Annotated in this window: 26 protein-coding genes and 1 pseudogene; 17 read left to right on the top strand and 10 right to left on the bottom strand. The window is 71.9% G+C overall.

Features of this window, described 5'->3' with window-relative positions:
* Positions 1-107: 107 nt before the first annotated feature.
* A complete protein-coding gene (locus AB0A90_RS00970; protein WP_357239532.1) occupies positions 108-1,307 on the top strand; it encodes an FUSC family protein in 1,200 nt (399 codons plus the stop codon).
* Here the strand turns inward: AB0A90_RS00970 and AB0A90_RS00965 are convergent, their stop codons facing one another.
* A complete protein-coding gene (locus AB0A90_RS00965; protein ID WP_357239529.1) occupies positions 1,308-1,958 on the bottom strand; it encodes a helix-turn-helix domain-containing protein in 651 nt (216 codons plus the stop codon).
* A 68-nt stretch (positions 1,959-2,026) separates the two neighbouring features.
* On the opposite strand from AB0A90_RS00965, the gene AB0A90_RS00960 reads away from it, so the two are divergent.
* Entirely contained in the window at positions 2,027-2,791 is a 765-nt protein-coding gene (locus AB0A90_RS00960) for an SDR family oxidoreductase (protein ID WP_357239526.1), read from the top strand.
* Between the two features lie 9 nt (positions 2,792-2,800).
* Here the strand turns inward: AB0A90_RS00960 and AB0A90_RS00955 are convergent, their stop codons facing one another.
* Both AB0A90_RS00955 and AB0A90_RS00950 read right to left on the bottom strand, forming a co-directional pair.
* The gene (locus AB0A90_RS00955) at positions 2,801-4,030 is read right to left on the bottom strand and encodes a hypothetical protein (protein ID WP_357239523.1); all 1,230 of its coding nucleotides are present in this window, start codon (positions 4,028-4,030) and stop codon (positions 2,801-2,803) included.
* 26 nt (positions 4,031-4,056) lie between these two features.
* Positions 4,057-4,572, bottom strand: a complete 516-nt coding sequence (locus tag AB0A90_RS00950) for an NUDIX domain-containing protein (RefSeq protein WP_357239520.1) — start codon at positions 4,570-4,572, stop codon at positions 4,057-4,059.
* A 65-nt stretch (positions 4,573-4,637) separates the two neighbouring features.
* On the opposite strand from AB0A90_RS00950, the gene AB0A90_RS00945 reads away from it, so the two are divergent.
* Positions 4,638-5,129, top strand: coding sequence for a type II toxin-antitoxin system PemK/MazF family toxin (locus tag AB0A90_RS00945; protein ID WP_357239517.1), 492 nt, complete (start codon positions 4,638-4,640; stop codon positions 5,127-5,129).
* A gap of 57 nt (positions 5,130-5,186) precedes the next feature.
* Here the strand turns inward: AB0A90_RS00945 and AB0A90_RS00940 are convergent, their stop codons facing one another.
* Complete coding sequence (locus tag AB0A90_RS00940) at positions 5,187-5,837, bottom strand: NAD(P)H-dependent oxidoreductase (protein WP_357239514.1); 651 nt, start codon at positions 5,835-5,837, stop codon at positions 5,187-5,189.
* A gap of 158 nt (positions 5,838-5,995) precedes the next feature.
* Between AB0A90_RS00940 and AB0A90_RS00935 the strand changes: the two genes are divergently transcribed.
* Genes AB0A90_RS00935 through AB0A90_RS00925 form a run of 3 tightly spaced genes read left to right on the top strand, consistent with a single transcriptional unit; the run spans position 5,996 to position 7,896 of the window.
* Positions 5,996-6,340 (top strand): metalloregulator ArsR/SmtB family transcription factor, encoded by a 345-nt coding sequence (locus AB0A90_RS00935; RefSeq protein WP_357239511.1) that lies wholly within the window; start codon positions 5,996-5,998, stop codon positions 6,338-6,340.
* On the top strand, positions 6,324-6,797 hold the full coding sequence (locus tag AB0A90_RS00930; RefSeq protein ID WP_357239508.1) for an SRPBCC family protein: 474 nt from the start codon (positions 6,324-6,326) through the stop codon (positions 6,795-6,797). Before AB0A90_RS00935 ends, AB0A90_RS00930 begins: the two co-directional genes overlap by 17 nt.
* Before the next feature lie 55 nt (positions 6,798-6,852).
* Positions 6,853-7,896, top strand: a complete 1,044-nt coding sequence (locus tag AB0A90_RS00925) for a phosphotransferase (protein WP_357239505.1) — start codon at positions 6,853-6,855, stop codon at positions 7,894-7,896.
* 6 nt (positions 7,897-7,902) lie between these two features.
* Here AB0A90_RS00925 and AB0A90_RS00920 read toward each other — a convergent pair.
* Positions 7,903-8,535: pseudogene (locus AB0A90_RS00920) on the bottom strand (GGDEF domain-containing protein); the annotation flags it as partial.
* Positions 8,536-8,801: 266 nt separating this feature from the next.
* Here AB0A90_RS00920 and AB0A90_RS00915 point away from each other — a divergent pair.
* The 8 genes from AB0A90_RS00915 (at position 8,802) to AB0A90_RS00880 (ending at position 15,701) form a co-directional block, all read left to right on the top strand.
* Positions 8,802-9,041 (top strand): DUF397 domain-containing protein, encoded by a 240-nt coding sequence (locus AB0A90_RS00915; RefSeq protein ID WP_355031495.1) that lies wholly within the window; start codon positions 8,802-8,804, stop codon positions 9,039-9,041.
* Between the two features lie 143 nt (positions 9,042-9,184).
* On the top strand, positions 9,185-10,072 hold the full coding sequence (locus AB0A90_RS00910; RefSeq protein WP_357239501.1) for a helix-turn-helix transcriptional regulator: 888 nt from the start codon (positions 9,185-9,187) through the stop codon (positions 10,070-10,072).
* Between the two features lie 86 nt (positions 10,073-10,158).
* Positions 10,159-11,019 carry an SAM-dependent methyltransferase gene (locus AB0A90_RS00905; RefSeq protein ID WP_357239498.1) on the top strand — a complete coding sequence of 287 codons (861 nt, stop codon included), beginning with the start codon at positions 10,159-10,161 and terminating at the stop codon, positions 11,017-11,019.
* 222 nt (positions 11,020-11,241) lie between these two features.
* Complete coding sequence (locus tag AB0A90_RS00900; RefSeq protein WP_357239495.1) at positions 11,242-12,285, top strand: substrate-binding domain-containing protein; 1,044 nt, start codon at positions 11,242-11,244, stop codon at positions 12,283-12,285.
* Between the two features lie 2 nt (positions 12,286-12,287).
* Positions 12,288-12,491 (top strand): hypothetical protein, encoded by a 204-nt coding sequence (locus AB0A90_RS00895; protein WP_357239492.1) that lies wholly within the window; start codon positions 12,288-12,290, stop codon positions 12,489-12,491.
* Between the two features lie 99 nt (positions 12,492-12,590).
* Positions 12,591-14,045, top strand: a complete 1,455-nt coding sequence (locus AB0A90_RS00890) for a serine/threonine-protein kinase (RefSeq protein WP_357239489.1) — start codon at positions 12,591-12,593, stop codon at positions 14,043-14,045.
* A gap of 33 nt (positions 14,046-14,078) precedes the next feature.
* On the top strand, positions 14,079-14,720 hold the full coding sequence (locus AB0A90_RS00885; RefSeq protein ID WP_357239486.1) for a histidine phosphatase family protein: 642 nt from the start codon (positions 14,079-14,081) through the stop codon (positions 14,718-14,720).
* A 105-nt stretch (positions 14,721-14,825) separates the two neighbouring features.
* Positions 14,826-15,701 (top strand): alpha/beta hydrolase, encoded by an 876-nt coding sequence (locus AB0A90_RS00880; protein ID WP_357239483.1) that lies wholly within the window; start codon positions 14,826-14,828, stop codon positions 15,699-15,701.
* 9 nt (positions 15,702-15,710) lie between these two features.
* Here the strand turns inward: AB0A90_RS00880 and AB0A90_RS00875 are convergent, their stop codons facing one another.
* The 4 genes from AB0A90_RS00875 to AB0A90_RS00860 all read right to left on the bottom strand — a co-directional run bounded on the left by AB0A90_RS00875 (position 15,711) and on the right by AB0A90_RS00860 (position 18,274).
* On the bottom strand, positions 15,711-16,211 hold the full coding sequence (locus tag AB0A90_RS00875; RefSeq protein ID WP_357239480.1) for a DinB family protein: 501 nt from the start codon (positions 16,209-16,211) through the stop codon (positions 15,711-15,713).
* A 45-nt stretch (positions 16,212-16,256) separates the two neighbouring features.
* The gene (locus AB0A90_RS00870; RefSeq protein WP_357239478.1) at positions 16,257-16,697 is read right to left on the bottom strand and encodes a VOC family protein; all 441 of its coding nucleotides are present in this window, start codon (positions 16,695-16,697) and stop codon (positions 16,257-16,259) included.
* 39 nt (positions 16,698-16,736) lie between these two features.
* Positions 16,737-17,540 (bottom strand): alpha/beta hydrolase, encoded by an 804-nt coding sequence (locus AB0A90_RS00865; RefSeq protein WP_357239475.1) that lies wholly within the window; start codon positions 17,538-17,540, stop codon positions 16,737-16,739.
* A gap of 65 nt (positions 17,541-17,605) precedes the next feature.
* A complete protein-coding gene (locus tag AB0A90_RS00860) occupies positions 17,606-18,274 on the bottom strand; it encodes a carbon-nitrogen hydrolase family protein (RefSeq protein WP_357239472.1) in 669 nt (222 codons plus the stop codon).
* Positions 18,275-18,386: 112 nt separating this feature from the next.
* Between AB0A90_RS00860 and AB0A90_RS00855 the strand changes: the two genes are divergently transcribed.
* The 3 genes from AB0A90_RS00855 (at position 18,387) to AB0A90_RS00845 (ending at position 21,583) form a co-directional block, all read left to right on the top strand.
* The gene (locus tag AB0A90_RS00855; protein ID WP_357239469.1) at positions 18,387-19,181 is read left to right on the top strand and encodes a DedA family protein; all 795 of its coding nucleotides are present in this window, start codon (positions 18,387-18,389) and stop codon (positions 19,179-19,181) included.
* Between the two features lie 582 nt (positions 19,182-19,763).
* Entirely contained in the window at positions 19,764-20,327 is a 564-nt protein-coding gene (locus AB0A90_RS00850) for a hypothetical protein (protein WP_357239466.1), read from the top strand.
* Between the two features lie 836 nt (positions 20,328-21,163).
* Entirely contained in the window at positions 21,164-21,583 is a 420-nt protein-coding gene (locus AB0A90_RS00845) for a protein-tyrosine phosphatase family protein (protein WP_357239463.1), read from the top strand.
* Positions 21,584-21,607: 24 nt separating this feature from the next.
* Here AB0A90_RS00845 and AB0A90_RS00840 read toward each other — a convergent pair whose 3' ends face one another.
* Positions 21,608-23,902 carry an excinuclease ABC subunit UvrA gene (locus AB0A90_RS00840; RefSeq protein ID WP_357239460.1) on the bottom strand — a complete coding sequence of 765 codons (2,295 nt, stop codon included), beginning with the start codon at positions 23,900-23,902 and terminating at the stop codon, positions 21,608-21,610.
* Positions 23,903-24,016 lie beyond the last annotated feature (114 nt).

Below are 24,016 nucleotides of genomic sequence, written 5' to 3'. Positions count from 1 at the left end.
CCGGGACACCCCGGCTTCCGGTAACCCGAGTCGATCACGGCTCCGCCAGCGCCGCCGGTGTCGGGAATGTCCGGACCGGCCGGGCCGCCGCGTGGTACGAGTGCTCGGTGGATCCCGATGGCCGCCGCCGGCACGACGTCCGCCCACGGCGCGATCGTGTGGGGGAACGGGTCAGGGTCGCCGCTGCCCGGGTCCGTGGTCGAGGTGGCCGGGCGGGTCGGCTGCGGCTGAGTCAACTGGAAGCCGCCCTGGTGATCTCGGTGCAGGCGGGACTCGCCGCGGCTCTGGCCTGGTCGATCGGGCACGATCTGCTGGGCAACCCGGCGCCGATCTTCGCCCCGTCCGCCGCCGTGGGCACGATTGTGGCCGCGCTTGGCCAACGTGCACACCGGACCATCGAACTGCTGGTCGGAGTGGGCCTCGGCATCGCCACCACCGACCTCCTGCTGAGCTTCCTGGGCACCGGGTTCTGGCAGACCGGATTCGTCGTCGGGTGCGCGGTCCTCGCCACGCTCGTGCTGTTCGGGCGCAGCGGAGCGGCCGTTGGCCAGGCCGGCGGTACGGCGGTGCTGCTGGCGACACTGGCTCCGGCTCAGCACGACCTGGAATGGCCGCGGATCGTCGAGGCGATGGTCGGCGGCGCCGTGGGCCTCGTGGTGGTCGCGTTGCTGGTGCCGCTGAACCCGATGCGCATCCTCGATCGGGACGCGGCCCCGATCTACCAGCGGCTCGCCGGTCAACTGCGGGAGGTGTCCGCAGCGCTGGCCACCGGCGACCAGCAACGGGCCGTTCGGGCCCTGGACGCGCTGCGCGGGATGGGCCCGGCCCTGGACCGGATGCACGAGGCCCTCAGCGGCGCCGAGGAGGTGGTGAGCCTCGCCCCTGCCCGCTGGCTGCGCCGGCAGGATGTGGAGCGGTTCGCCAGCGCCAGTCAGCACGTGGAACGCGTCATCGAGCACAGCCGGGGAGTTGCGCGCCGATCGGCGATGGCGTTGCAGTACAACGAGCCGGTACCCCCCGACCTGCCCGCCGGCATCGGACGGTTCGCCGACTCGGTCGAGCTGCTGCGCCGCGAGCATCGCGCTGGGCGTCCCACCGAGAAGACCCGCCACGCGGTACGCGAGGCCGTCTACAAGGCTGGTCGCGCCCGCGCGCTGGGGGTCGACGAGTTCGGCGACGCGGTGGTGACCCAGTTGCGTACTGCCGCCAGCGACCTGCTGCGCGCCACCGGCTACGACCCGACCTCGGCCAACGACGCGGTACGCAAGGCGGCGGAGGAAGGCGAAAACTCGGTCAGCGCGGGATGATCAGGCCCCTGTCTCGAACTGGTCGTCGGGCCGTCCGTGCGATGGGTCGGCGCGCCCCCCGACGTCGTCGCCGAAGGCGGCGGTGAGTGCCGTCGAGATCAGTGCGGGCAGATCGGTTCGTCCGTCGTCCTCGGCCCAGCGCACCACCGCCGTGTGCAGGGCGGCGAGACAGGCGCTCGCCGCCGCCTGGACCCGGAACGCCGCGTCGGGGTCGGCGGCACCGTCCCCGACGGCGGCGACGATGGCCTGCTGGAGGGCGTACTGGTTGTCCAGGTGTTTTGCCCGCAGCGCCGGAGTGGAGATCATGAGGCGGAGTCGGGCCAGCAGGAAGTCCCGGTGGCTCCCACCGGTCAACGCCGCGGCCGATTCGATGAGGGCGCCGCCGATGCGCCGGACCAGAGGCTGGGCGGTCGGTGCCGCGGCGATCCGTTCGGCGACGAGTTGGCCGCGATCATCGAGGAGGACGAGGTCCTCCTTCGTGGGGAAGTGCCGGTAGACGGTCATCGGGGAGACCCCTGCGGCCTCGGCGACGTCGTGCACGGTCGTGGCGTCGTAGCCGCGCTCGCTGAACAGCCGTACCGCCTGCGCCTGGATCGCGCGCTGCGTGTCAGCTCGTCGTTGGTCTCGCAGTCTTGAACGTTGGTCGGGCACGTGTTAGACACTACCTCGGTGATAGTCACTACCAGATTGGTGGCGACTACCAGATCTGAGGTGGCGACATGGGTGATCTGACCGGCCGGACTGCTCTCGTGACCGGGGCATCGCGCGGCATCGGCCAGGCGATCGCGGCACTGCTGGCGGCGCGGGGGGCGATGGTCTTCGTGCACTTCGGCACCGACCAGGACGGTGCGACGGCGACGGTCGACGAGATCGGACGTGCCGGCGGCACCGCGCTCGCCGTCCGCGCGGAGTTGGGGGTGGACGACGACGTCGAGACGCTCTTCGCGGGGGTCGAGGCCGGTCTGGCCGGGCGACCACTCGACATCCTCGTCAACAACGCGGCGACCGCGCCGGCCGGTCCGCTCGGCGTCACCTCGCGGGCGGAGTTCGACCACCTCTTCGCGGTGAACGTGCGAGCGCCGTACTTCATCACCCAGCGGGCGCTGTCGCTGCTGCGCGACGGCGGCCGCATCATCACGATCTCGTCCGTGGCGACCCGGATGGCCAACCCCGCGCAGACCTCCTTCGCCATGACGAAGGGCGCGGTCGAGACGATGAGCATGACCCTGGCCAACCAGGTCGGTGTCCGGGGCATCACGGTGAACGCGGTCGCTCCCGGCGCCACCCGGACGGCGACCAACGGGTCGGTCTTCGACACGCCGGGCCTGACCGACCTCATCCGTGGGACGACCGCGCTCGACCGCCTGGGCGAGCCCGACGACGTCGCCGAGGTGGTCGCGTTCCTCGCTTCCGACCGGGCGCGCTGGATCACCGGTCAGGTCATCGACGCGAGTGGCGGCCTGTTCCTCGGACCGCGCCTCTGATCGCGAGGCTCACGTCGCGGAGTCGGACAGCTCCTCCGGGTCGGCGATCCAGGCGGAGAACACCGGCACCCCGTGCCACGGCCCGGCGGTCCCGTCCGGCCGGGCGTCGCTGGCCACGGCCACCACGGCGTACGGGTGGCCGAAGCGTAACTCCGCGGTGCGGGCCACGCCCTCCGGCGGCAGGCTGACCACCCCGAACATCCCGGTCACCGCGGCTGCCTCGAAGCCGTACCGGCCGTAGCGGGCCAGCGCCGTCTGTCGTGCCTCGAAGCTCCGCACCGGTTGGTCCAGCGCCTTCGCCAGCGCCACCGTGGCCGCCGGAAAACCCAGCGCCGGAGCGGTCAGGTCGTGCTCGCTGCGGGCCGACCAGCAGGGGAGCACCGCGGTGTGCCGCTCCTCGCGGCCGTCGCGGGCCCGGGTCCGGACCCGTTCCTCCGTCAGCATCCACAGTGGGGTCTCGCCCAGCGGCAGGTCGAACAGCGATCGGCCGCCGGCCGGTGGTGTGCCGTCGGCCGCACCGGCGCTGAGGTCGTACGCAACGGCCAACACCTCGGCGGGCGGCACCTGCGGTGCGGCGGCCACCGACAGGACGACCAGCCCCGCACCGTCGCTGCTCGGGGCCGGTGCGGCGTGCACGATCACGTCACCGACCCGTGTGCCGGACACGATGGCGCACCGGTGGCCCTGGCTCGGACTGCGCAGCACCTGGCGTAGCCGGCGCGCCCAGGCGCTGCCGGCACCGAGCGCGCGGGCGTCGGCGCGGTCGAACGGAGTCGCCCAGGAGATGCGGGTGGCCAGCGCGCTGGCCAGGGCGAAGACCACGTCCGGGCCGACCTTCAGGGGGAACGTGTCGATCAGGCCGTCGGTGTGCTCGCGCGCCCAGGCGTCCAACCCGGCCTGGTCGGGCAGCGCGCCGACCTCGGTCGTCGCGGGCAGCGTGGCCCGCCAACCAGGCGACCCGCCGCCGCCCTGGCCCGCCCGGTGCCAGAGCGCGGTGGCGGAGGCGACAAGCGGATGCGGCGCGTCCAGGAGCGTTCGGGCGACCTCCGCCGCGCTGGCCAGGTCGGTGCCCAGAGCACGGACCAGGTCCTCGGCGGCCGGGTCGGAGTCGGCCGCGGTGGCGCAGACCGCGAGCAGCAGCCAGGCGCCGAGCGGGGAGGCGACGTGGTGCCGGTCGCCGATCGTGGCGTGCAACCGCGCGGCGTACGCGGCGAGTGGCCCGTGCAGATCGGTCGTCATGCCCCCACTCTGCCCGCCGGCCCGGCTCACGACCACAACTCGAACGGCTCGTCGATCTCCTCGCCGGCCAGGAAGGGCGTGATCAGCCGGGGGAGTTGCCCGGGGTAGAACCGCTCCGGGCTGGCCACCACCTCCGGCAGCGGCCACCAGCGGAAGTCGAAGTAGTCCTCGCGCTCGTAGTCGAGGCGGTGCGCCTCGTCCACGTCCGGGCCGGGGCCCGCGAGTCGTACCGTGACGACCACCTCGTCCTGCATGTGGCGCACCTGACGGTGCAGGAAGCTTGCCCGCCGACGCCAGATCGGCGCGCCCACCTGGTCGGCGGCGACCACGATGCCGGTCTCCTCGCGCAGCTCGCGCACGGCCGTGTCGCGGTAGGCCTCTCCGGGGTCCATGCCGCCGCCCGGCAGCTCCCACCAGGTGCCCAGCCGGGGATGGTCCGGGTCGTGGGTGTGGAACAGCAACACCCGGTCGGCGTGGTCGATGACCACCACCCGTACCGCACGCCGTTCGAGGATCGGCAGGTCGTCGGGTATGGCACTCATCGGCCCAGTCTGCCGCAGCAACTCCCACGCCGGTGGCTGGTGCGGTGGCGGGTAGGCTGCCCGCCGTGGCTGGTCTGTTGAGGAATGTCGCGGCTCGTATCTCCCGGGTGGGCGCGGTGCTCCCGTCGCCCCGACGTACCGGGCCGGCACCCGCGCAGGTGGCCCGTCGCCGTCAGGTGAGCGCCCTGCAACGGCGGGAGCTGACCTACGCCCCGGAGCGGGACGGTCAGGCCGACCCGGGCGAGATCGTCTGGACGTGGGTGCCGTACGAGGACGACCCCCGGCAGGGCAAGGACCGGCCGGTGCTCGTCGTCGGACGGCACAGCCGGACGCTGTTCGGGCTGATGCTGTCCAGTCAGAGCGAGCGGGACGGGCAGCGGCACTGGTTCGCGCTCGGGCCGGGTGAGTGGGACCGGGACAACCGGCCGAGCTGGGTCCGCCTGGACCGGGTGCTCACCATGCGCGAGGACAGCATCCGCCGCGAGGGCGCCGTGTTGGATCGGCCCCGGTTCGACCGGGTCGGGCAGGCGCTGCGCGCCGGCTACGGCTGGCGCTGACCGCGCGCCCGGCGGGCTGCCCCTGTCGAGGCGGACCGGGAGTGACGCACCCGGTGCTCATGCCTGCTCGCGGCTCGGCCCGACCGCCGCGCCCCGCGCGTCCGGCGGCGGGTACGGCTGGTCGGCGAGCAGCCGGGCCAGGTGTGCGGTGTTGAGCGCCAGGGCCTTCGTGGTACGACCGGTCGTGTCGGGCTTGGGGCCGACGTCGCGGTAGTCCACCGTGTGCAGTGCCTCGCCCACCCAGTAGGTCGCGGCGGCGGCGGCGAGGGTGAACCCGACCTCGTTGAGCGCCTGCTGCACCTGGCCGATGGTGTGGTGCGCACCGTCCTCGTTGCCGACGACGGCGACGCCGGCAACCTTGCCGTAGGTCAGGAGCCGACCCTCGGCGTCGGTCTCGGACAACTCGGCGTCCAGGCGTTCGAGGACCATCTTGCAGACGCTGGCCGGCTGACCGAGCCAGATCGGCGTGGCGATGATGAGCACCTGGGCGGCCAGCAGCTTGGCGCGGATCGCCGGCCAGCCGTCGCCGCTGCCCTCGTCCGTGGACACCCCGAAGCGCACGCCGTGGTCGACGACCCGGACGAGTTCGCCCTCGACGCCCTGTGCGGCCAACTCGGCGAGCACCTCCCGACCGAGTTGCTCGGAGCTCGACGGCGCCGGTGAGGGCTTGAGGGTGCAGTTGAGCACGAGGGCGCGAATGGTCGCCACGTCGGTTCCTCCGGGTGGTCGGCGGGGATGTGGCTGTCCCATACCCGGACAGTGGCCCCGACATTCCTCTCGCAGCAGGCGGCGAAACCATTGACGAGAGGTCGCTGAGCTGTATATTCAACCGGCAGGTTGATTAACTCTCTGGTGGAAAGCGACAGATGACAGCAGATCCTGTCGACGCCGTGTTCGCCGCGCTCGCCGACCCGACCCGCCGCGCCATCCTGGCCCGGCTGGCGACCGGTGCGGCGACGGTCAACGAACTGGCGGCACCGTTCCCGATCAGCGTCCAGGCGGTCTCCAAGCACCTCGCCGTGTTGGAGCGGGCGGGCCTGATCGTGCGGACCCGCGAGGCACAGTGGCGTCGCTGCCGGCTGGACCCGGCGCCGCTGCGGACGCTCGCCGAGTGGCTCGACCAGTACCGCCGGCTCTGGGACGACCGTTACGACACCCTGGACACCTACCTCCGCGACCTGAAGGAGACCCACCATGAGCACGCTCCCTGACCTGACGGTCGACCTGCCGTCCGACCGGGAGGTCACCCTCACCCGGTCCTTCGACGCCCCGCGCGAGGTGGTCTACGCCGCGCACACCCAGGCCGAGCACCTGACGCAGTGGTGGGGACGGGGCAACCCGCTGGATGTCGACATCGACTTCCGCACGGGCGGGCACTACCGCTACGTCGAGCACGCCACGGACGGCAACGACTACGCCTTCCGCGGTGAGTTCCGGGAGATCGTCGTGCCGGAGCGGATCGTGCAGACCTTCGAGTTCGAGGGCATGCCCGGCCACGTGGCGGTGGAGACACTGGTCTTCACCGAGCACGAGGGACGCACCACCGTCACCGTCACCGTTCGGTACGACACCACGAAGGAGCGCGACGGCGTGGTCGACTCCGGCATGTCGAAGGGCGCCGCCGAGTCGTATGCCGCGCTGGACCGGCACCTGGCCACCCTGCGCTGAACGTGGGCGCGGCCGGCACACATCGGTGGACCGGGAGGGCTGGCATGCTGTCCGCATGACCGAGGACGTCCCGCGGCAGGTGGCCGAGCAGGTCCGGGCCGCCTTCGGCCTGCCACTGTCCACGATGGAGCAGGTGACCCACGGCGCGGACGAGCGCGCCCGACTGTGGCTGGCGTCCACCGTCGACGGCACTCGGTACGCGGTCAAGCTGAGCGGCGGCGGCACCGCGGCCGGTCTGGCCGTGACGGCGTACCTGGCCCGACAGGGCGTGCCGGGCATCGCCGCGCCGCTGCGCACCCACGACGGACAGCTGTCCGTCGACCACGGCGGTCACCGCCTCTCGGTGGTGCCGTGGGTCTCCGACCAGCGGGCGCTCGACGGGGCGATGACCGAGGCGCACTGGTACGCGTACGGCGAGGTGCTGGCGGCCGTGCACGCGGTGCCGGTGACCGACGAGCTGAGCCGGCTGCTGCCGCCGGGCGGAGCGGCGTACCCCTCGATCGTCGCCGCGACCCGCGCGATGGCCGAGCGGCTGCGCGACCCGGACCGGTCCGACCCCGCCGGTCCGGTGCTCGCCGACCTCGCGGCGGTGTGGTCCACGGTGGCCGACCGGGTGCGCACACTGACCGGCGGGGTGGAGCGCATGGCTGCCGACCTGCGCGATCGCCCCGCGCCGGTCGTCTGTCACGGCGACCCGCACCTGGGCAACCTGTTGCTCGGCGCGGACGGGCAGGTGTGGCTGATCGACTGGGACGACGCCGTGCTCGCGCCGCCCGAGTGTGACCTGATGTTCGTCCGGGGTGGGGTGCTCGCCTTCGCGCCGGTCACTCCCGGGCAGCAGAGGGCCGTGCTCGCCGGTTACGGTCCGGCGGACATCGACCCGGCTCGCCTGGCGTGGTTCCTCGCGGTCCGCGCGCTCGACGACCTCAGCGACTGGACCCGCCAGGCGTTGGACCCGGGCGCCGACCCGGCCGAGCGGGATCGAGCCGCGGCGATCGTGCGGGGGCTGGTGTCACCGGTCGGCCTGGTCACCCTCGCCGACGCGGCGATGCGTGACCTCGCGCCACCGAGCCGTACGCCGCGCTGGACCGACGCCTGACCACGCGGCGCTCTCCACCAGTTGTCGGGGCGACCGGGCGCCGCCGAGGCTCTTCGCCTGGTACATGAGCGCGTCGGCACGGCTGAGCGCGTCGGTGAGCTGGGCCGGACCGGTCACCGGGGCGAGCCCGACGGACGCGGTGACCCGGACGCTGCATCCGCTCAGCCGGATCGGCGCGGCGACTGTCTCACTGAGGCGGCGGGTGGCGTGCTCGATCCAGCGCCGGTCGACGGTGGGAGTGGAGAGCAGCCCGGCGAACTCGTCGCCGCCGAGGCGGGCGACGAGGTTGTCCCCGGCGAAGCCGGCGAGCCGCTCCGCCACGCTGATCAGCACCTGGTCGCCGGCGGCGTGCCCGTACTGGTCGTTGATCTGTTTGAAGTCGTTCAGGTCGAGGACCACGGCGATCAACGGCTCGCCGGCCGCGTCGGTGAGCAGGGTGGCCGCGAGGCGGTAGAAGGCGCGGCGGTTGGGCAGCCCGGTGAGGGGGTCGTGACTCGCGGCGTGCCGTTCGGCGGCCAGCTCGGCGTGGAGGTGCCCGATCTCGGTCTCGGCGCGCAACGCCCGCCGGCGTAGTTGCCAGGAGGAGAGCAGCGCACCAGCGGCACAGATGCCGGACGCGACACTCATCGGATCGGGCACGATCCCTCCCATCGCCTCGACCGCCCCCTGCCTCGGTCGACGCGGCGTGCCGCGTCGGGGCCACGTTTTGCCTGATGGTTGCCCCTGTGGGGGTAACTCAAAGTGAACGGATGGCCACCGGTCACGTGCGTTATCATGCTCGCCGTCCGGTGCAGATGCAATAGCAGATGCACGTGCATGACCGTCCACCGTCGATATGACACCCCTCTCGCCGTCACCGCTCCTCCCACGGCCACCGGCGGGCTCGTGAGCAGAAAGACGCCTCCATGCAGCAGCCACCCAATGGCGTACCGATCCACCAGTTGCCTCCGTTGAGCTGGCAGAAGAGCCGCCGCAGCAACCCCAGCGGCAACTGTGTCGAACTCGCCGAACTGCCCGAAGGGGCGGGCATCGCGGTCCGCAACTCGCGGCATCCCGAGGGGCCGGCACTGATCTACACGGTGGACGAGATCACCGCCTTCGTGCTCGGCGCGCGCGACGGCGACTTCGACCACCTCATCAACTGACCGTTCGCCAGTGGGAGCGTCCCGGCGACGGGACCGAAACACCGGTCCGGATGAGTTCACCTCACTGTCGGTCCATGGCATGCTTACTCGTCGGCCGGGCTGGGGTGTCTGGCCATCACGGGTTGGTGTCCGGAGGTCTGCACGTGACGATGGTTCCTGCCGAGGGTGGTCCGACGACCGGGCCGACGGTGCTCCGGATGCTGCTCGGCGCCCAGTTGCGCCGCCTGCGGGAGTCCAGCGGGGTGACCCGGGAGGGCGCCGGCTGGGAGATCCGCTCCTCCGAATCCAAGATCAGCCGTATGGAGCTGGGCCGGGTCGGTTTCAAGGAGCGTGACGTCTCCGACCTGCTGACGCTGTACGGCGTCACGGAGGAACACGAGCGTGACGCCCTGCTCAAGCTCGCGCGGGACGCCAACAGCCCCGGCTGGTGGCACCGCTACGGCGACGTGTTGCCGACCTGGTTCCAGTCGTACCTCGGCCTGGAGGCCGCGGCCGCACTGATCCGCAGCTACGAGGTGCAGTTCGTGCCCGGCCTCCTGCAGACCCGGGAGTACGCCAGGGCGGTCGTGCTGCTCGGACACGGCACGGCCGGGCCGGGCGAGATCGACCGACGCGTCGCCCTGCGGATGCAGCGTCAGCAGTTGCTGCACCGGGAGAGCCCGCCACAGTTCTGGGCCGTGGTGGACGAGGCGGCGCTGCGTCGGCCGATCGGTGGCCCCGAGGTCATGCGCGCCCAGCTCACCGCCCTCATCGAGGCGACCAAGTCACCGAACATCCGGCTCCAGGTCATCCCGTTCGCCGCAGGGGGTCACGCCGCCGCCGGGGGCGCCTTCACCATCCTGCGCTTCGGTGACCAGGAGCTGCCCGACATCGTCTACATCGAACAACTGACCAGCGCGATCTACCTCGACAAACGCGACGACCTGGACTACTACGCGGTGGCCATGGAACGGCTCTGTGTCGAGGCCGAGCCACCCGAGCGTACGGCGGAGATTCTCGGCCAACTGCTGGACGACCTCTATCCCGCCTGATCGTCGAGCGGGGCCACGGGGCCACCCGCCCTGGCACTACCATGGTCGACGAACGGCGACAGTGGACAGATCATGCGGGGGCTGCCTTGACCACAGATGCTGCGGGCACGACAGATGCTGCGGGCACGACGGCCGGGTCGCCGAGCGACCGGATCGACACCTCGGTGCCGCACCCGGCCCGCCGCTACAACTACTGGCTGGGCGGCAAGGACAACTTCCAGGCCGACCGGGAGTCCGGCGACGCGATAACCGCCGCCTTTCCGACCGTCCGCACCGCGGCCCTGGAAAACCGCCGCTTCCTGCAGCGGGCGGTGGGATACCTGGCCCGTGAGGCGGGCATCCGGCAGTTCCTCGACATCGGCACCGGCATCCCGACCGCCAACAACACCCACGAGGTCGCCCAGGCCATCGCTCCGGAAACCCGGGTGGTCTACGTGGACAACGACCCGATCGTGCTGGCCCACGCCCGCGCGCTGTTGAGCAGCTCGACGGCGGGCGCCACCGCCTACATCGACGCCGACCTGCGCGACCCGCAGCGGATCCTCGCGCACCCGGAGTTGAGCCGCACCATCGACCTGTCCCAGCCGGTCGCGCTCATGCTGGTCGCGGTCCTGCACTTCCTGCCCGACGAGGACGAGCCGTACGCGTTGGTGCGGCAGTTGCTCGACGCGCTGCCGGCCGGCAGCTACCTGGCCGCCTCGCACGGCACCCACGACTACCTTCCGCCGGCGGTCGCCGCGGACTTCCGGGCGAAGGCCCGAGAAGGTGGCCCGCACGGGCTGATCAACCTACGCGGCCGTGACGAGTTCGCCCGCTTCTTCGCCGATCTCGACATGGTCGAGCCGGGCATCACCTCGGTCGCCGAGTGGCGGGCGGAGAGCGAACCGCCGCCCCGTCCCTCGCCCGTCGAGGTGAGCGTGTTGGGCGCGGTCGCCCGCCTGTCCTGAACCGGCTGGCTCAACCCTGCGGCTGGCCGGACGGCTGCCGCTGAGCGACGTGGCGGCAGCACTCAGCGGCTGGCCGCCGGGGGTTGCGGCAGCCCTGAGAGGCATCGCCGACCTCCGAGTCGCATCCATCTATTGACCGACGCCGACTGGTCGAGCTAGTCTCTGTATCGATACAGACTGGATCGATACAGAGAGGTGCCGGTGAAGCCGACCCTGCAAGCCGTGGCCGACGCCGTGGGCGTCTCGCGCAGCACCGTGTCCAACGCCTACAGCCGCCCCGACCAGCTCTCCGCCACCCTGCGCGAGCGGATCCTGGACGCCGCCCGGCAACTCGGCTACCCCGGCCCCAACCCCACCGCCCGGTCCCTGCGCCGGGGCTTCGTCGGGTCGATCGGCGTGCTGTTCACCTCGCACCTGTCGTACGCCTTCACCGACCCGTTCGCGGTCCGCTTCCTCGCCGGGGTCGGCGTGGCCGCCGAGCGGCACGGCACCAGCATGCTGCTGGTGCCGCTGCCGCCGGCCGTGACCGACGCCCGGCGGGCGGTGGAGAACGCCGCGGTCGACGGATTCTGCGTCTACTGCGTGGCCGACGAGGAATGGGCGTTGGACGTGATCCGCGCCCGCGGACTGCCGTACGTCAGCACCGCCGCCCGCGACGACGCCGGCCCGGACGAGCGGTTCGTCGGCATCGACGAGCGTGCCGCGGCGCATGGCGTCGCCGCACACGTGGCCGGCCTCGGCCATCGCCGGGTGGCGCTGCTCGCCGATTCCGTCGTCCCCGACGCCCCCGCCGGCCCGCTGCGCCTGACCGGCGTGCACGAGGTGGGGCACCCCACCACCCGGGGCCGGCTCGCCGGATTCGCCGACGCGTTCGCCGAGGTCGGCGTCGAGTGGGCCGAGCTGACCCTGGTCAACGCCCCGGGCAACAGCCGCCAGGCGGCAGCCGCCGCCGTCGCCGGCCTGTTCGACTCACCGACGCCGCCGACCGCCGTGCTGGCCGGCTCGGACGTGCTGGCCCTCGGTGTGCTGGACGCCCTGGAGCAGCGGCCGGACGGCACCCGCTCGGCCGTCTCGGTGACCGGTTTCGACGATGTCCCCGAGGCCGCCGCCGCTGGCCTCACCACGGTCCGGCAGCCCGCCGAGGAGAAGGGCCGGATCGCCGCCGAACTCCTGCTCGACCCGCCCGCGGACGCCGCGGCCGGCCATGTGTTGTTGCCCACCGCACTCGTCGTCCGGACCTCCACCGGACCTGTCCCGAGGAGTTGACCATGGAACTTCCCACCGGATACGTCACCGCGCTCGACGCCATGAACCGGCACGTCAACTCGGCCCGACCGGATGCCCCGGTCCAGGTCGAACGCGTCCGTCCGGCCGTGCTCGCCCCGACCCGGCACGTCGTCGCCGTCGCCCTGCGCCGGCTCGCCGACCGCATCCAGCCGCGACCGCTGCCCGCCGCGCCGCGCTGCTCCTGACCCGACCGAAACTCATTTCCGGTACGCACGGGACGAACAGTGTGGGTCCGGGCACGGAGGGTGGTCGAGTGAGGCTCGGCCAGGCAGACTGGTGAGGCCATGTCACCTTTCACGCCCACCCTCCGTCTCCACGACCGCTACGTGCTGCACGAGCGGATCGGGCTCGGTGGCATGTCCGAGGTGTGGCGGGCCGACGACGACGTGCTCGGCCGACCGGTCGCGATCAAGGTCCTCGCCGGGCAACTCGCCGCCGACCCGCAACTGCGGGCCACCATCCAACGCGAGGCCCGCGCGGCCGCCCGGCTGACCCACCCACACGTGACCCAGGTGTACGACTACGCCGAGGCGACACTGGCCGGCGGTGTCGTGGTCCCGTACCTGGTGATGGAACTCGTTGACGGTCACAACCTGGCCGACCGCCTGCGGGGCGGGCCACTGCCCTGGCCGGAGGCGGTCCGGGTGGCCGGGCAGATCGCCGCCGCGCTCGCCGCCGCGCACCGCATCGGCGTCGTGCACCGCGACGTCAAGCCGGGCAACGTGATGCTCACGGACACCGGGGCCAAGGTGCTCGACTTCGGTATCGCCGCGCTCGGCGGGCTCGACGGCCAGTCCGGCGAGCCGTTGATGGGCACCCCCGCCTACTTCGCCCCGGAGCGGCTGACCGCCGGCCCGCCCGATCCGGCCAGCGACGTGTACGCCCTCGGGGCGCTGCTCTACCGCACCCTCACCGGCCAGGCGCCGCTGCCCGTGCAGAGCTGGGAGGACGCCCTCGAGGTGCACCGACGCGGCACTCCGGTGCCGCCGCTGCGGGTGTCCGGCCTGCCCGCCGACATCGCCGAGCTGACCCTCGCCTGCCTGGCCGCCAACCCCGCCGACCGGCCGAGTGCCGCGCACCTGGCGCGCCGCTTCGGCGCCGGCCAGCCGGTCGAGCCGCCCACCGAACTGCTGCGCGTCCGGCCGGTGGCGCACCCTCCCACCCTGATCGACCGCTCGGCGGCCCGCCCTGCCCCGGTCGCCGCCGCCCCGGCCCGCCGCCGGTCGCGTCGGCCCCTCGTCGTGCTGGTCGCCGCCGGCCTCGCCGTGCTGGTCGGCGTCGGTGCCCTGCTCGCCGAGGGTCCGTGGGGCACTCCGAGTGCGCCCACCTCGCCCCAGGTGGCCGCCGCCCCGCCGTCGTCCTCCGCTCCGAAGCCCGCACCCACGACGCACTCGCCGTCACCGGCGGCACCCTCCTCGCCCCGACCCAGCGCCAGCACCGCGCCCCCGACCACCGGGCAGGTGCCGGTCAGCTTTCGGGAGGTGACAAGCGAGTTCGCCGCCGTCCTCGCCGGGGCGGTCGCCCGCGGCGACGTCGACCCCAGGACCGCCGACGATCTGCGCGACGACCTCGACGACCTGAACCGGCGCACCAGGGACCGGGCCAAGCGGGTCGCCGAACTGCGCGAACACCTCTCCGAGCTGGTGGAACGCGACCGGCTGCCAGCGCAGACGGGCGCCCAACTGGACGCGCTGCTGACCCGGGCCAGCAGCTTCTCCATGGGCCGTACGGACGACTGATACCGCTGACGAACCCGCTGGCATGATGTGCCGATGCGGACACGTCTGATCTTCGTGCGACACGGCGAGTCGCTTCACCAGGTCGAAGGAATCGTGGGCGGACCGCGTGGCTGCCGCGGCCTCACCGCCCTCGGCCACGAGCAGGCACACGACCTCGCCAACAGGCTCACCCGTGACGTTGCTGCCGACGGGCCGGTCGCGGTCTACTCGTCCGTCCTGCGCCGAGCCGTCGAGACCGCGCAACCCATCGGCGCGGCGCTCGGCGTCCGACCGGTGGCCGACTGCGGTCTGTGCACCTGGCACACACCCCCGTACGCCGACGGTCTGCCGACCGCCCGCTTCCGCACCGAACACGCGGTGGCCGGTGGGGGTGTGTTCCGGCCGTTCGAGGAAGGCAACGAGAGCTGGGCCGAACTGGTGGTCCGGGTCAGCCGCGCGATCATGGAGATCGCGCATCGACACCGGGGCGGCACCGCGGTGCTGGTCGGCCACAGCGAGACCGTCGAGGGCGCTTTCCACGCGCTCGCCGCGCAGCCGATCTTCCGGGCGTTCGACCTGGACGTCGCCCCGGCCTCGATCACCGAATGGACCACCGATCACGACCCCGGCGGTTGGCCGCCGGCCCGGTGGACGCTGCGCCGCTTCGCTGACACCGGCGGGTGGGCCAAGGCGTGATCCAGCACCGCCGTGCCGGGGGAGGCGCGTGCCCTGGATGTCCTCCAGGACGCGCCGGCACGGCGTACTCGCCCACCGGTTTGCGCCGGCCGTAGTCTCACCGGCATGACGACAACGCAGACACACACCCTCGCCGCGCCCGGCGTCGACCTGGTCTACGACGTCCGCGGTCCGCTGCCGCCGTCCGGCGGGCACCCCGTGCTGCTCATGATCGGTCAACCGATGACGGCGGAGGGCTTCACCGCGCTCGCCCCGCACTTCACGGACCGTACCGTCGTCACCTACGACCCGCGCGGCCTCGGCCGCAGCGTCCGCACGGACGGCCGCACCGACCACACACCGCAGCAGCAGGCGGCCGACCTGCACCACCTGATCGAGGTGCTCGGCGCCGGTCCGGTCGACCTGTTCGCCAGCAGCGGCGGTGCGGTGACGGCCCTCGAACTCGTCGCGGCCTACCCGGGCGACGTCGTCACACTGGTGGCGCACGAGCCGCCGATCAACGCCGTGCTCCCCGACGCCGGGGCTGCCGAACGCGCTCGGGCCGACTTCTACCAGGCGTACCAGACGAAGGGCGCCGGTGCGGGCATGGCCGCTTTCATCGCGATGACGTCGTGGCAGGGCGAGTTCACCGACGCCTACTTCGCCCAGTCCGCCCCCGACCCGGCGATGTTCGGACTGTCCACCGAGGACGACGGCAGCCGCGACGACCCGCTGCTGTCGGACCTGTCCTGGGCGATCAGCGACTATCGTCCCGACGCGAGCCGGCTCACCTCGGCGCCGACCCGGATCGTGGTCGCCGTCGGCGAGGAGTCGGCGGGCACGTACACCGCGCGGACGGCCCTCGCCCTGGCGGCTCTGCTCGGCCAGGAGGCCGTGGTGTTCCCGAGTCACCACGGCGGCTTCCTCGGTGGCGAGTTCGGCTACGCGGGCAAGCCGGAGGAGTTCGCGGCACGGTTGCGGGAGGTGTTGGACGCCGGCTGACCGCCCGTACTACTCCTCGGCCAGGAGTTGCTCGCGCAGGATGTCGGCGTGCCCGCAGTGCTGGGCCAGCTCGCGCAGCACGTGCAGGTACACCCAGCGCAACGGCAGCGGACCGCGCCGGTTGCCGCGCAGGATGTCGTCCAGGCCCAGCGAGGACGTCGCGCGGCGGGAGGCAACGCATGCCTCGCGGTGTGCGCGCTGGATCGACGCGATCGTGTCGTCGTCGTCGAGGATGAACGACTCGTCCGGTGTGGCGGGGATGCCGATCTCGGCGCGGGACCGGCACGTGATGGCCTCGTCGAACCAGACCTTCTCCACGACGGTGGCGTGCTTCACCAGGCCCAGCAGCGTGGTCCGGGACGGCACCAGCGAGCGGCGCGCCTGCTCCTCGGTCAGCCCGTCCAGACAGCCGTTGAGCGCTCGGCGATGCTCGTCGATAAATGTCTCGATCTGCGTCCGCGCCGGCTGGTCGATGACATCGTCGGCGAAGGTCTCCGGTAAGGAAGTCACCCGCGGAGCATTCCAAGGTCAGGGTCGAGGCGCAAACACAGCCACTCAGCCAAAGGAGAGAAGAGCACCACGCTCGTCGAAGCGGGCCGTGCCCGCCCAGGCGATCTCCCAGCGGTTGCCCTCCGGGTCGGCGATGTAACCGGAGCGCCCACCCCAGGGCCGGTCGGTCGGCGCCGCCACCACCGTCGCGCCCGCCTCGACGGCCGCGGCGAAGGCCGTGTCGACCTCGTCGCGGCTGTCGACGTTGCACGCCAGGGTGACGCCGGACCAACGTCCCGCCGGATCGGGCACGTCCGGCGCCGCCTCGGCGGCCAACTCGGGCAACGGGAAGAGCGCGAACAGGACGCCACCGAGCAGGAAGGCCGCCCAGCCGTCGTCGCTGGCCGGCAGCTCGGGCCACCCCAGGGACCGGTAGAAGGACCGCAGCGCGCCGATGTCGCGTGCTCCCAGCGTAACCACGGACAGGCGGGAGGGGACGGTGCTCATCAGCTGATCCTGCCCGAGGCGTACGACACCCGTCGTCGTTCAGTCGGCGCGGCCGGCGAAGTGCTCGGCAAGCACCGGCGCCAGCACCTCGTCCGACACGCCGTGCCACTCGCCGGGCAGCGTGCGGTGGCGCCCGGCGGGCAGCGCCTCGGCCACCCCCCGCGCCCAACCCCGCAGCCGGGCGTCGCTCTGCTCACTGTCGAGCACCAACGTCGGGATCGTGAGTGTGGTCAGTGCCTCGGCCGGCAGGGCCGTGAGCAGGGTGAGGTCGTAGACCAGAGTGTGTGCCAGGGCTTCCATGGCCGACCATCCCGGCCCGTCGCGCATGCCGTCGATCATCTCCGCCGGCACTCCGATGCTGCGCTGGAAGTGCAGCACCGCGTCGCCGCGTCGCCCGTCGGCTATCAACCCGGTGATGTCCGCGGCCAGGTCCGGCTCGTCGGGCGACTGCTCCTGCTGCTCGAACGGCGGCTCCAGCACGGCCAGCCGGGTGACCGGCAGGCCACCGGTCGCGGCGAGCAACGCCAGCACCGCGCCGGAGGAGAAGCCGTACAGGGCGGCAGACCCGCCGGCCGCGTCGTCGATCAGAGCCCGCAGATCCTCGACCTCCCGCTGCGGGGCATACGGCGAGGTGTCGGTGCTCTGCCCCCGGCCCCGCCGGTCATAGGTCAGCACGGTGAACTCCTTGGCCAGGTGAGCGGCCAGTGACCTCATCGGACCCATTTCGCGGAATCCGCCCGCCGCGTCCACCAGGATCACCGGCGGGCCGGTGCCGCTGCGCTCGTACGCGATGCTGGTGCCGTCCGCCGAGCGGACCGTGCCGGTCATCACGGCCTCGCCCATGGGGCCTCCTCGTGTCGATGACGTGGCCCCCACGGTAGGCGGTGGGTCCGACGTCGGCGGCCCGTTCAACCGAGGCTCGCGCCGACCGACTCTCCCGGCTCGGTGCCCGCGCGCGCGACGACCTCGCCCTCCGGCGTCCACACCCCGGACCGTCCGGCCGCCTCGGTGAAACCACCGCCGGTCGAGCCGGCGAAACTCGCCACCGCCACCCAGACCCGATGCGCGGTGGCGATCCGGTGCGCCCGCTGCTCCATCACGGCGGCGTCGCGTGCGGACTCCGCGACACCCGCCGCGTAGACGTCGATCCCGAGCGCCGCGGTCCGCTCCGCGTGCGCGGTGACGCCGGTGTCCTTGCAGACCGCCAACCCCACCCGCCAGCCGTCCACATCGAGCACGGCCGGCGCGTCGCCCGGCCGGAACCGGCGGGCCTCGGCGGCACCCAGGCACATCTTCCGGTACGCCAGTGTCACCCCGGCGCCGGTCACCGCCAGCACCGCGATGTGGTCGCCGGCGACCGGTGCGCCGGCCAGGGCCAACGTGCCCGTCTCGGCGCACGCCTCGACCAGAGGCGCCAACCGCGGGTCGTCGACCGGCACGACCGGCGCCTCCAACTCGTACCCCGTCAGGGACAGTTCGGGAAAGACCACCACCCGGGCACCCGCCGCGCGGACCGCGGCGGCGTGCGTCCGCGCGTTCTGCGCGACATCCAGGGGTACGCACAGCGGCTGCGCCACCGCGAGCCGTAGCGGGGTGCGGTTTTCCCCACCTCCACCGGTGTGGTCGATTCGCGCAGCCGGGCGGTCAACCGCATGGTCGGCTCTCAGGTTTACTTCGTACGGTGGGCGCATGATTCGAACGTCCCACGCCCTGCTCGCCACCGGAACCCCCACCGCCGCAGCGGAACCACCGCAGGGCGGCCTCGTCGGTTACGTCAGTGACCTGGTGGAACGACTCGGTGGGCCGGGCGCCGGTCTGGCGGTGGCGCTGGAGAACCTGTTCCCGCCGATCCCCAGCGAGGTGATCCTGCCGCTGGCCGGGTTCGTCGCGGCGCAGGGCCGGATGAGTCTGGTCGGTGCGATCTTCTGGACCACGCTGGGCTCGGCGGTGGGCGCGCTGGCGCTCTACCTGGTCGGCGCAGCGCTGGGCCGCGACCGGATGCGCGCCATCGTGGCTCGGCTGCCGCTGGTGAAGCTCAGCGACGTGGACCGGACCGAGGCGTGGTTCCTCCGGCACGGTGTGAAGGCGGTCTTCTTCGGCCGGATGATCCCGATCTTCCGGAGCCTGATCTCCATCCCGGCCGGGGTGGAGCGCATGCCGGTGGGCACGTTCCTGCTCTACACCACGCTGGGCAGCCTGATCTGGAACACCACATTCGTCCTCGCCGGTTATCTGCTCGGCGACAACTGGCACCTCGTCGAGGGGTACGCGAGCACACTCCAGAAAGTGGTGATCGTGGTTTGCGTGGCGGTGGCCGCCTGGTTCGTCGGGTCCCGCGTGCTGCGCGCCCGCCGTGCCGCCCGCAACCCCGAACCGGCCGGTCCCGGTGCCCCCGCGAGTGACGAGGCGGTCCTCGGAGTGCCTGATCCGGGTGGGCGCGGCACTCTGTACCGAAGCGGTTCGTGGACCTCGAACGCGCGCTGACCCAGCCCGCCGCGATCGGTGCCGTCTCGCACCCTCCGGCGTACAAGATGCTCAACGTTGGGCTTCATATCCCTTGGCCGCGGTTTGGCCGATTCCTGGCTGATCATCGCTAACGGGGGCGTTCGGTCCAGGTGTGCCGGGCGCGCTCGGGCTGAATGTCCGCTTATGGGTGGTATCTGGCTGTGGTCGGGCGCACCCGTGGGCCGGAATCATGGCGGGGTCGGGGTCGTTACATACCCTGACGATCGCAGGACCACCGCCCCGCCGCCCGGCACGCCGGGGGTGGGAATGCGGGACCCGGTCGGGTCGTTGCAGTCCCCACGAACGACCGCGGGCATCGCCTTCACGTGGGTGCCGATGGATGGGCCGCCCCCGGAATGACCCTGGCCTGCCGGTCGTTACATCTGGACCCCGGCGCCCTGAGCCCTCCGCTCGGTAGGTCGCCGACTCCGACGCCCGACACGGTGTCACCCCTCAGACTTCCCCCTTGTGAACGTGCAGCGCCGGACGAGGTGCTCACACCCTGCCGCCGTTCCCCCCTTTTGGCGGTCGGGGTGTCCTACCCCCGAAGGAGCTACCCCCATGAACACGATCATGCGTAAGAGTGTGCTGTCCGTTGCTGGTCTGGCGTTCGCCGGTGGTGTGTTCGCCGGCCCGATCGCCGCCCACGCCGCCACCCCGGTTGAGGGCAAGCCCGTCGCGGCCGCCGTGCAGACCACCGCCCCGAAGCCGCAGGGCGCCCAGTCGCACATCGACCTCAACGAGGAGAAGACCGCCAACGTCAAGGCGATCATCGCCGCCACGAAGAAGGCCGGCCTGCCCGAGCGGGCTGCGGTGATCTCGATCGCGACGAGCCTGCAGGAGTCGAAGCTGGACAACCTCGGCCACCTGGGTGACATGAACGACCACGACTCGTTGGGTCTGTTCCAGCAGCGCCCGAGTTCGGGTTGGGGTACGCCGGAGCAGATCACCGACCCGGCCTACTCCACCACCGCGTTCCTCAAGGGCCTCAAGCAGGTCGACGGGTGGCAGGACATGCCGCTGACCGAGGCCGCGCAGACCGTGCAGGTGTCGGCGTACCCGGACGCCTACGCCCAGTGGGAGCAGCAGGCCACTGACATGGTCGCCCAGTACTGGAACAGCTGACACCACCGCACTGCCGCATGACACGGACCGCTGGCCGGCGCCCCGCAATTCGGGGTGCCGGCCAGCGGCGTATCCGCCGCCCGGTCGGTGCTCCGCGCTGACCACCGCACTGGCCGCGTCCCGCTCCGCCGAGATCGAACGCGGCTGAGCGGTGAGGTGCCCGACGCACCTCTCGGGCGTGCCAGGGAGTTGATTGCCCGGCCTGATCGGTGGTTGTCCGGAGATCTTGGACAGTTTCCGTTCGCGCGAAACGGTAACTGTCCAAGATCTCGCCGACCGCCGACCGCCACTGCGCGACCGTCCACCGATCGTGCTCGATCCTGGTTGTAGTCCCCTCGGTCGGCAACGGTGGCCACTACAACCAGGATCGAGCACGATCTTGTAAGCAAGGGCAAGGGCAAGGGCAAGGGCAAGGGCAAGGGCAAGGGCAAGGGCAAGGGCAAGGGCAAGGGCAAGGGCAAGGGCAAGGGCAAGGGGCACGCGACTACCGCCGCGCGACCGCCCGCCGTGACCGCGACTGCCACCGCGACCGTTACCCCCCCACGCACCGTCGCGTCCGCTCCGCCGCCGTCACCGTCGTGTGGCGGCTTGGCGGTGGGTATGGGCGTGGGGAACATCGTGGGGATCCGGTTGGTTGTGCAGGGTGTCGGTGTGACTCAGTGTCCCCGGGCCTCACCTAATATCGCCTTCGCGGAATACCGTTCGGCTGGAGCCGCGTCGCGCCACTCGCCGCGAGGCGACCTGCACACCGACACCAGCGCCGCCCCCGGTCCACAGGGCCGGGGGCGGCGCTGTCTGTGCCCACCTGTCGGTCCGGCAGCGGCATAATCGCTCGGGTGACCGGTTCTCAGCCCTGGCCCGAGCAGTCTGGTTTGCTCGTACTCCCCAGCGGGGTGACGGTACGCGGGCGCCGCGTCGCCACGGTGACGTCGCCCGCCGACTTCGCCCTGCTGTTGGCGCCCGGTCCGGCTCCGGCGTGGCCGTACCGGCGGATCCGGTGGCCCGATTTCTGGGTGCCGACGGATCGGGCGGATGCCCTCGATGCGCTGCGGGCGGCGTTGCGGCGCGCCCATGACGGTGCGCGCGTCGAGGTGGCCTGTCGGGGTGGGGTGGGGCGGACCGGTACCGCGCTGGCCGCGTTGGCGATTCTCGACGGCCTGCCGGCCGAGCGGGCGGTGTCGTGGGTCCGGGAGGGTTACCACCCCAAGGCGGTGGAGACGCCCTGGCAGCGGCGCTGGCTGCGCCGCGTGGCCTGACCTGCACCGCCCGCCCCTGGGCGCCTACCCCTGTCGGGTCACCGCCGGTTCGTTGACGTACTCGCGCAGGTGGGTGGCGGTCAGCGTGTCCCCACGGGCGACCAGGTCGGCGGGCGTGCCGGTGAAGACGATCCGGCCGCCGTCGTGGCCGGCGCCCGGCCCCAGGTCGATGAGCCAGTCGGCGTGGGCCATGACGGCCTGGTGGTGCTCGATGACGATCACGGTGTTGCCGGCGTCGACCATCCGATCGAGCAGGGCGAGCAGTTGGTCCACGTCGGCCAGGTGCAGGCCGGTGGTGGGTTCGTCCAGCACGTAGGTGGTGGTCTTCTCCGCCAGGTGGATGGCGAGCTTGAGTCGCTGCCGTTCCCCGCCGGACAGGGTGGTCAACGGTTGGCCGAGGCTGAGGTAGCCCAGCCCGACGTCGACCAGCCGGCCGAGGATGAGGTGCGCCGGACCACCCGGGAAGAACGCGTACGCCTCGGTGACCGACATGGCCAGCACCTCGCTGATGTTCTTGCCGCGCAACGTGTACGTGAGCACCTCGTCGGTGAAGCGTCGACCCTCGCAGCGTTCGCAGACGCTGGCGACGCCGGCCATCATCGCCAGGTCCGTGTAGATCAGCCCGATTCCCTTGCAGGCCGGGCAGGCACCCTCGGAGTTGGCGCTGAACAGGGCCGCCTTGACGCCGTTGGCCTTGGCGAAGGCGGTACGGATCGGGTCGAGTAGCCCGCTGTAGGTGGCCGGGTTGCTGCGCCGGGACCCGCGGATGGGGGACTGGTCGACGATGACCACCCCGGACCGGCCGCGCAGCGACCCGTGGATCAGTGAACTCTTGCCGGAGCCGGCCACGCCGGTGACCACGGTGAGCACGCCGAGCGGGAGGTCCACGTCCACGTCGCGCAGGTTGTGCAGGTCGGCCTGGCGGATGGCGAGCTGCCCGGTGGGTTGGCGTACCTGGCCGCGCAGGGTCACCCGGTGGTCCAGGTGCCGACCGGTGAGGGTGTCGGAGCGGCGCAGCGCGGGCACGTCGCCGGTGAAGCAGATCCGGCCGCCGTCGGTGCCGGCACCCGGCCCGAGGTCGACGACGTGGTCGGCGATGGCGATGGTCTCCGGCTTGTGCTCGACCACCAGCACCGTGTTGCCCTTGTCGCGCAGTCGCAGTAGCAGGTCGTTCATCCGGGCGATGTCGTGCGGGTGCAGGCCGACGGTGGGTTCGTCGAAGACGTAGGTGACGTCGGAGAGGCTGGAGCCGAGGTGCCGGACCATCTTGACCCGTTGCGCCTCACCGCCGGAGAGGGTGGCCGACTCCCGGTCCAGGCTGAGATAGCCCAGACCGATCTCGACCAGGGAGTCCAGCAGGTCACGCAGGTTGGCGATCAGTGGTGCGACCCCCGGGTCGTCGATGCCGCGCACGACCGTCGCCAGGTCGCTGATCTGCATCGCCGAGCAGTCGGCGATGGTGCGTCCGGCGATCCGCGACGACAGGGCCGCCGCGTTGAGTCGGGTGCCGCCGCAGTCGCCGCAGGTGGTGAAGGTGACCGCCCGGTCGACGAATGCGCGGATGTGCGGTTGCATCGACTCGCGGTCCTTGGCCAGGTAGAGACGCTTGACCTTGACCACCAGGCCCTCGTACGTCCAGTTGTTGCTGCCCACCTTGATCTTCGTGGACGGCTTGTGGAGGAAGTCCTCCCACTGTTGCGGGGTGAAGTCCTGGAGTTTGACGTCCGGGTCGAACAGGCCGGAGCCGGCCATCGTCTGCCAGTACCAGGAGTCGACGGCGAAGTTCGGCACGGTGATGGCGCCGTCGTTGAGGGAGCGCTCGACGTCCACCAGTTCGTTGATGTCGAGGTCGGAGACGCGGCCCAGCCCCTCGCAGGTGGGGCACATGCCCTCGGGCAGGTTGAAGCTGAACGCCCCGGCACCGCCGATGGACGGCTGGCCGAGCCTGCTGAAGAGGATCCGCAGCATGGCGTACGCGTCGGTGGCGGTGCCGACGGTGGAGCGGGAGTTGACGCCCATCCGCTCCTGGTCGACGACGATGGCCGCGCTGAGGTTGCGCAGCGAGTCGACGTCCGGTCGGTTGAGGTTCGGCATGAACGACTGGAGGAACGCGCTGTAGGTCTCATTGATCATGCGCTGGGACTCGGCGGCGATGGTGCCGAAGACCAGCGACGACTTGCCCGAGCCCGAGACGCCGGTGAAGACGGTCAACCGGCGTTTGGGGATGTCGACCGAGACGTCGGCGAGATTGTTCTCCCGCGCCCCGCGTACCTCGATCATGTCGTGGCTGTCGGCGGCGGACCATGCTGGCTGCGACATGCGAACCCTTCACGGAGTCGTGGCGGGACTGTGCCCCGCCGATGCTGGCGGGTTCCATTGTCTCATTCATCCCCATGTAGAGACTTTCGTGGAGAACCAAGCGCAGGAGGCAGC

Source organism: Micromonospora sp. NPDC049204, from assembly GCF_040647935.1.
Classification (GTDB): Bacteria; Actinomycetota; Actinomycetes; order Mycobacteriales; family Micromonosporaceae; genus Micromonospora.
Note: the sequence above shows the minus strand (reverse complement) of the source record. Positions and strands in the feature narration are given on the sequence as shown.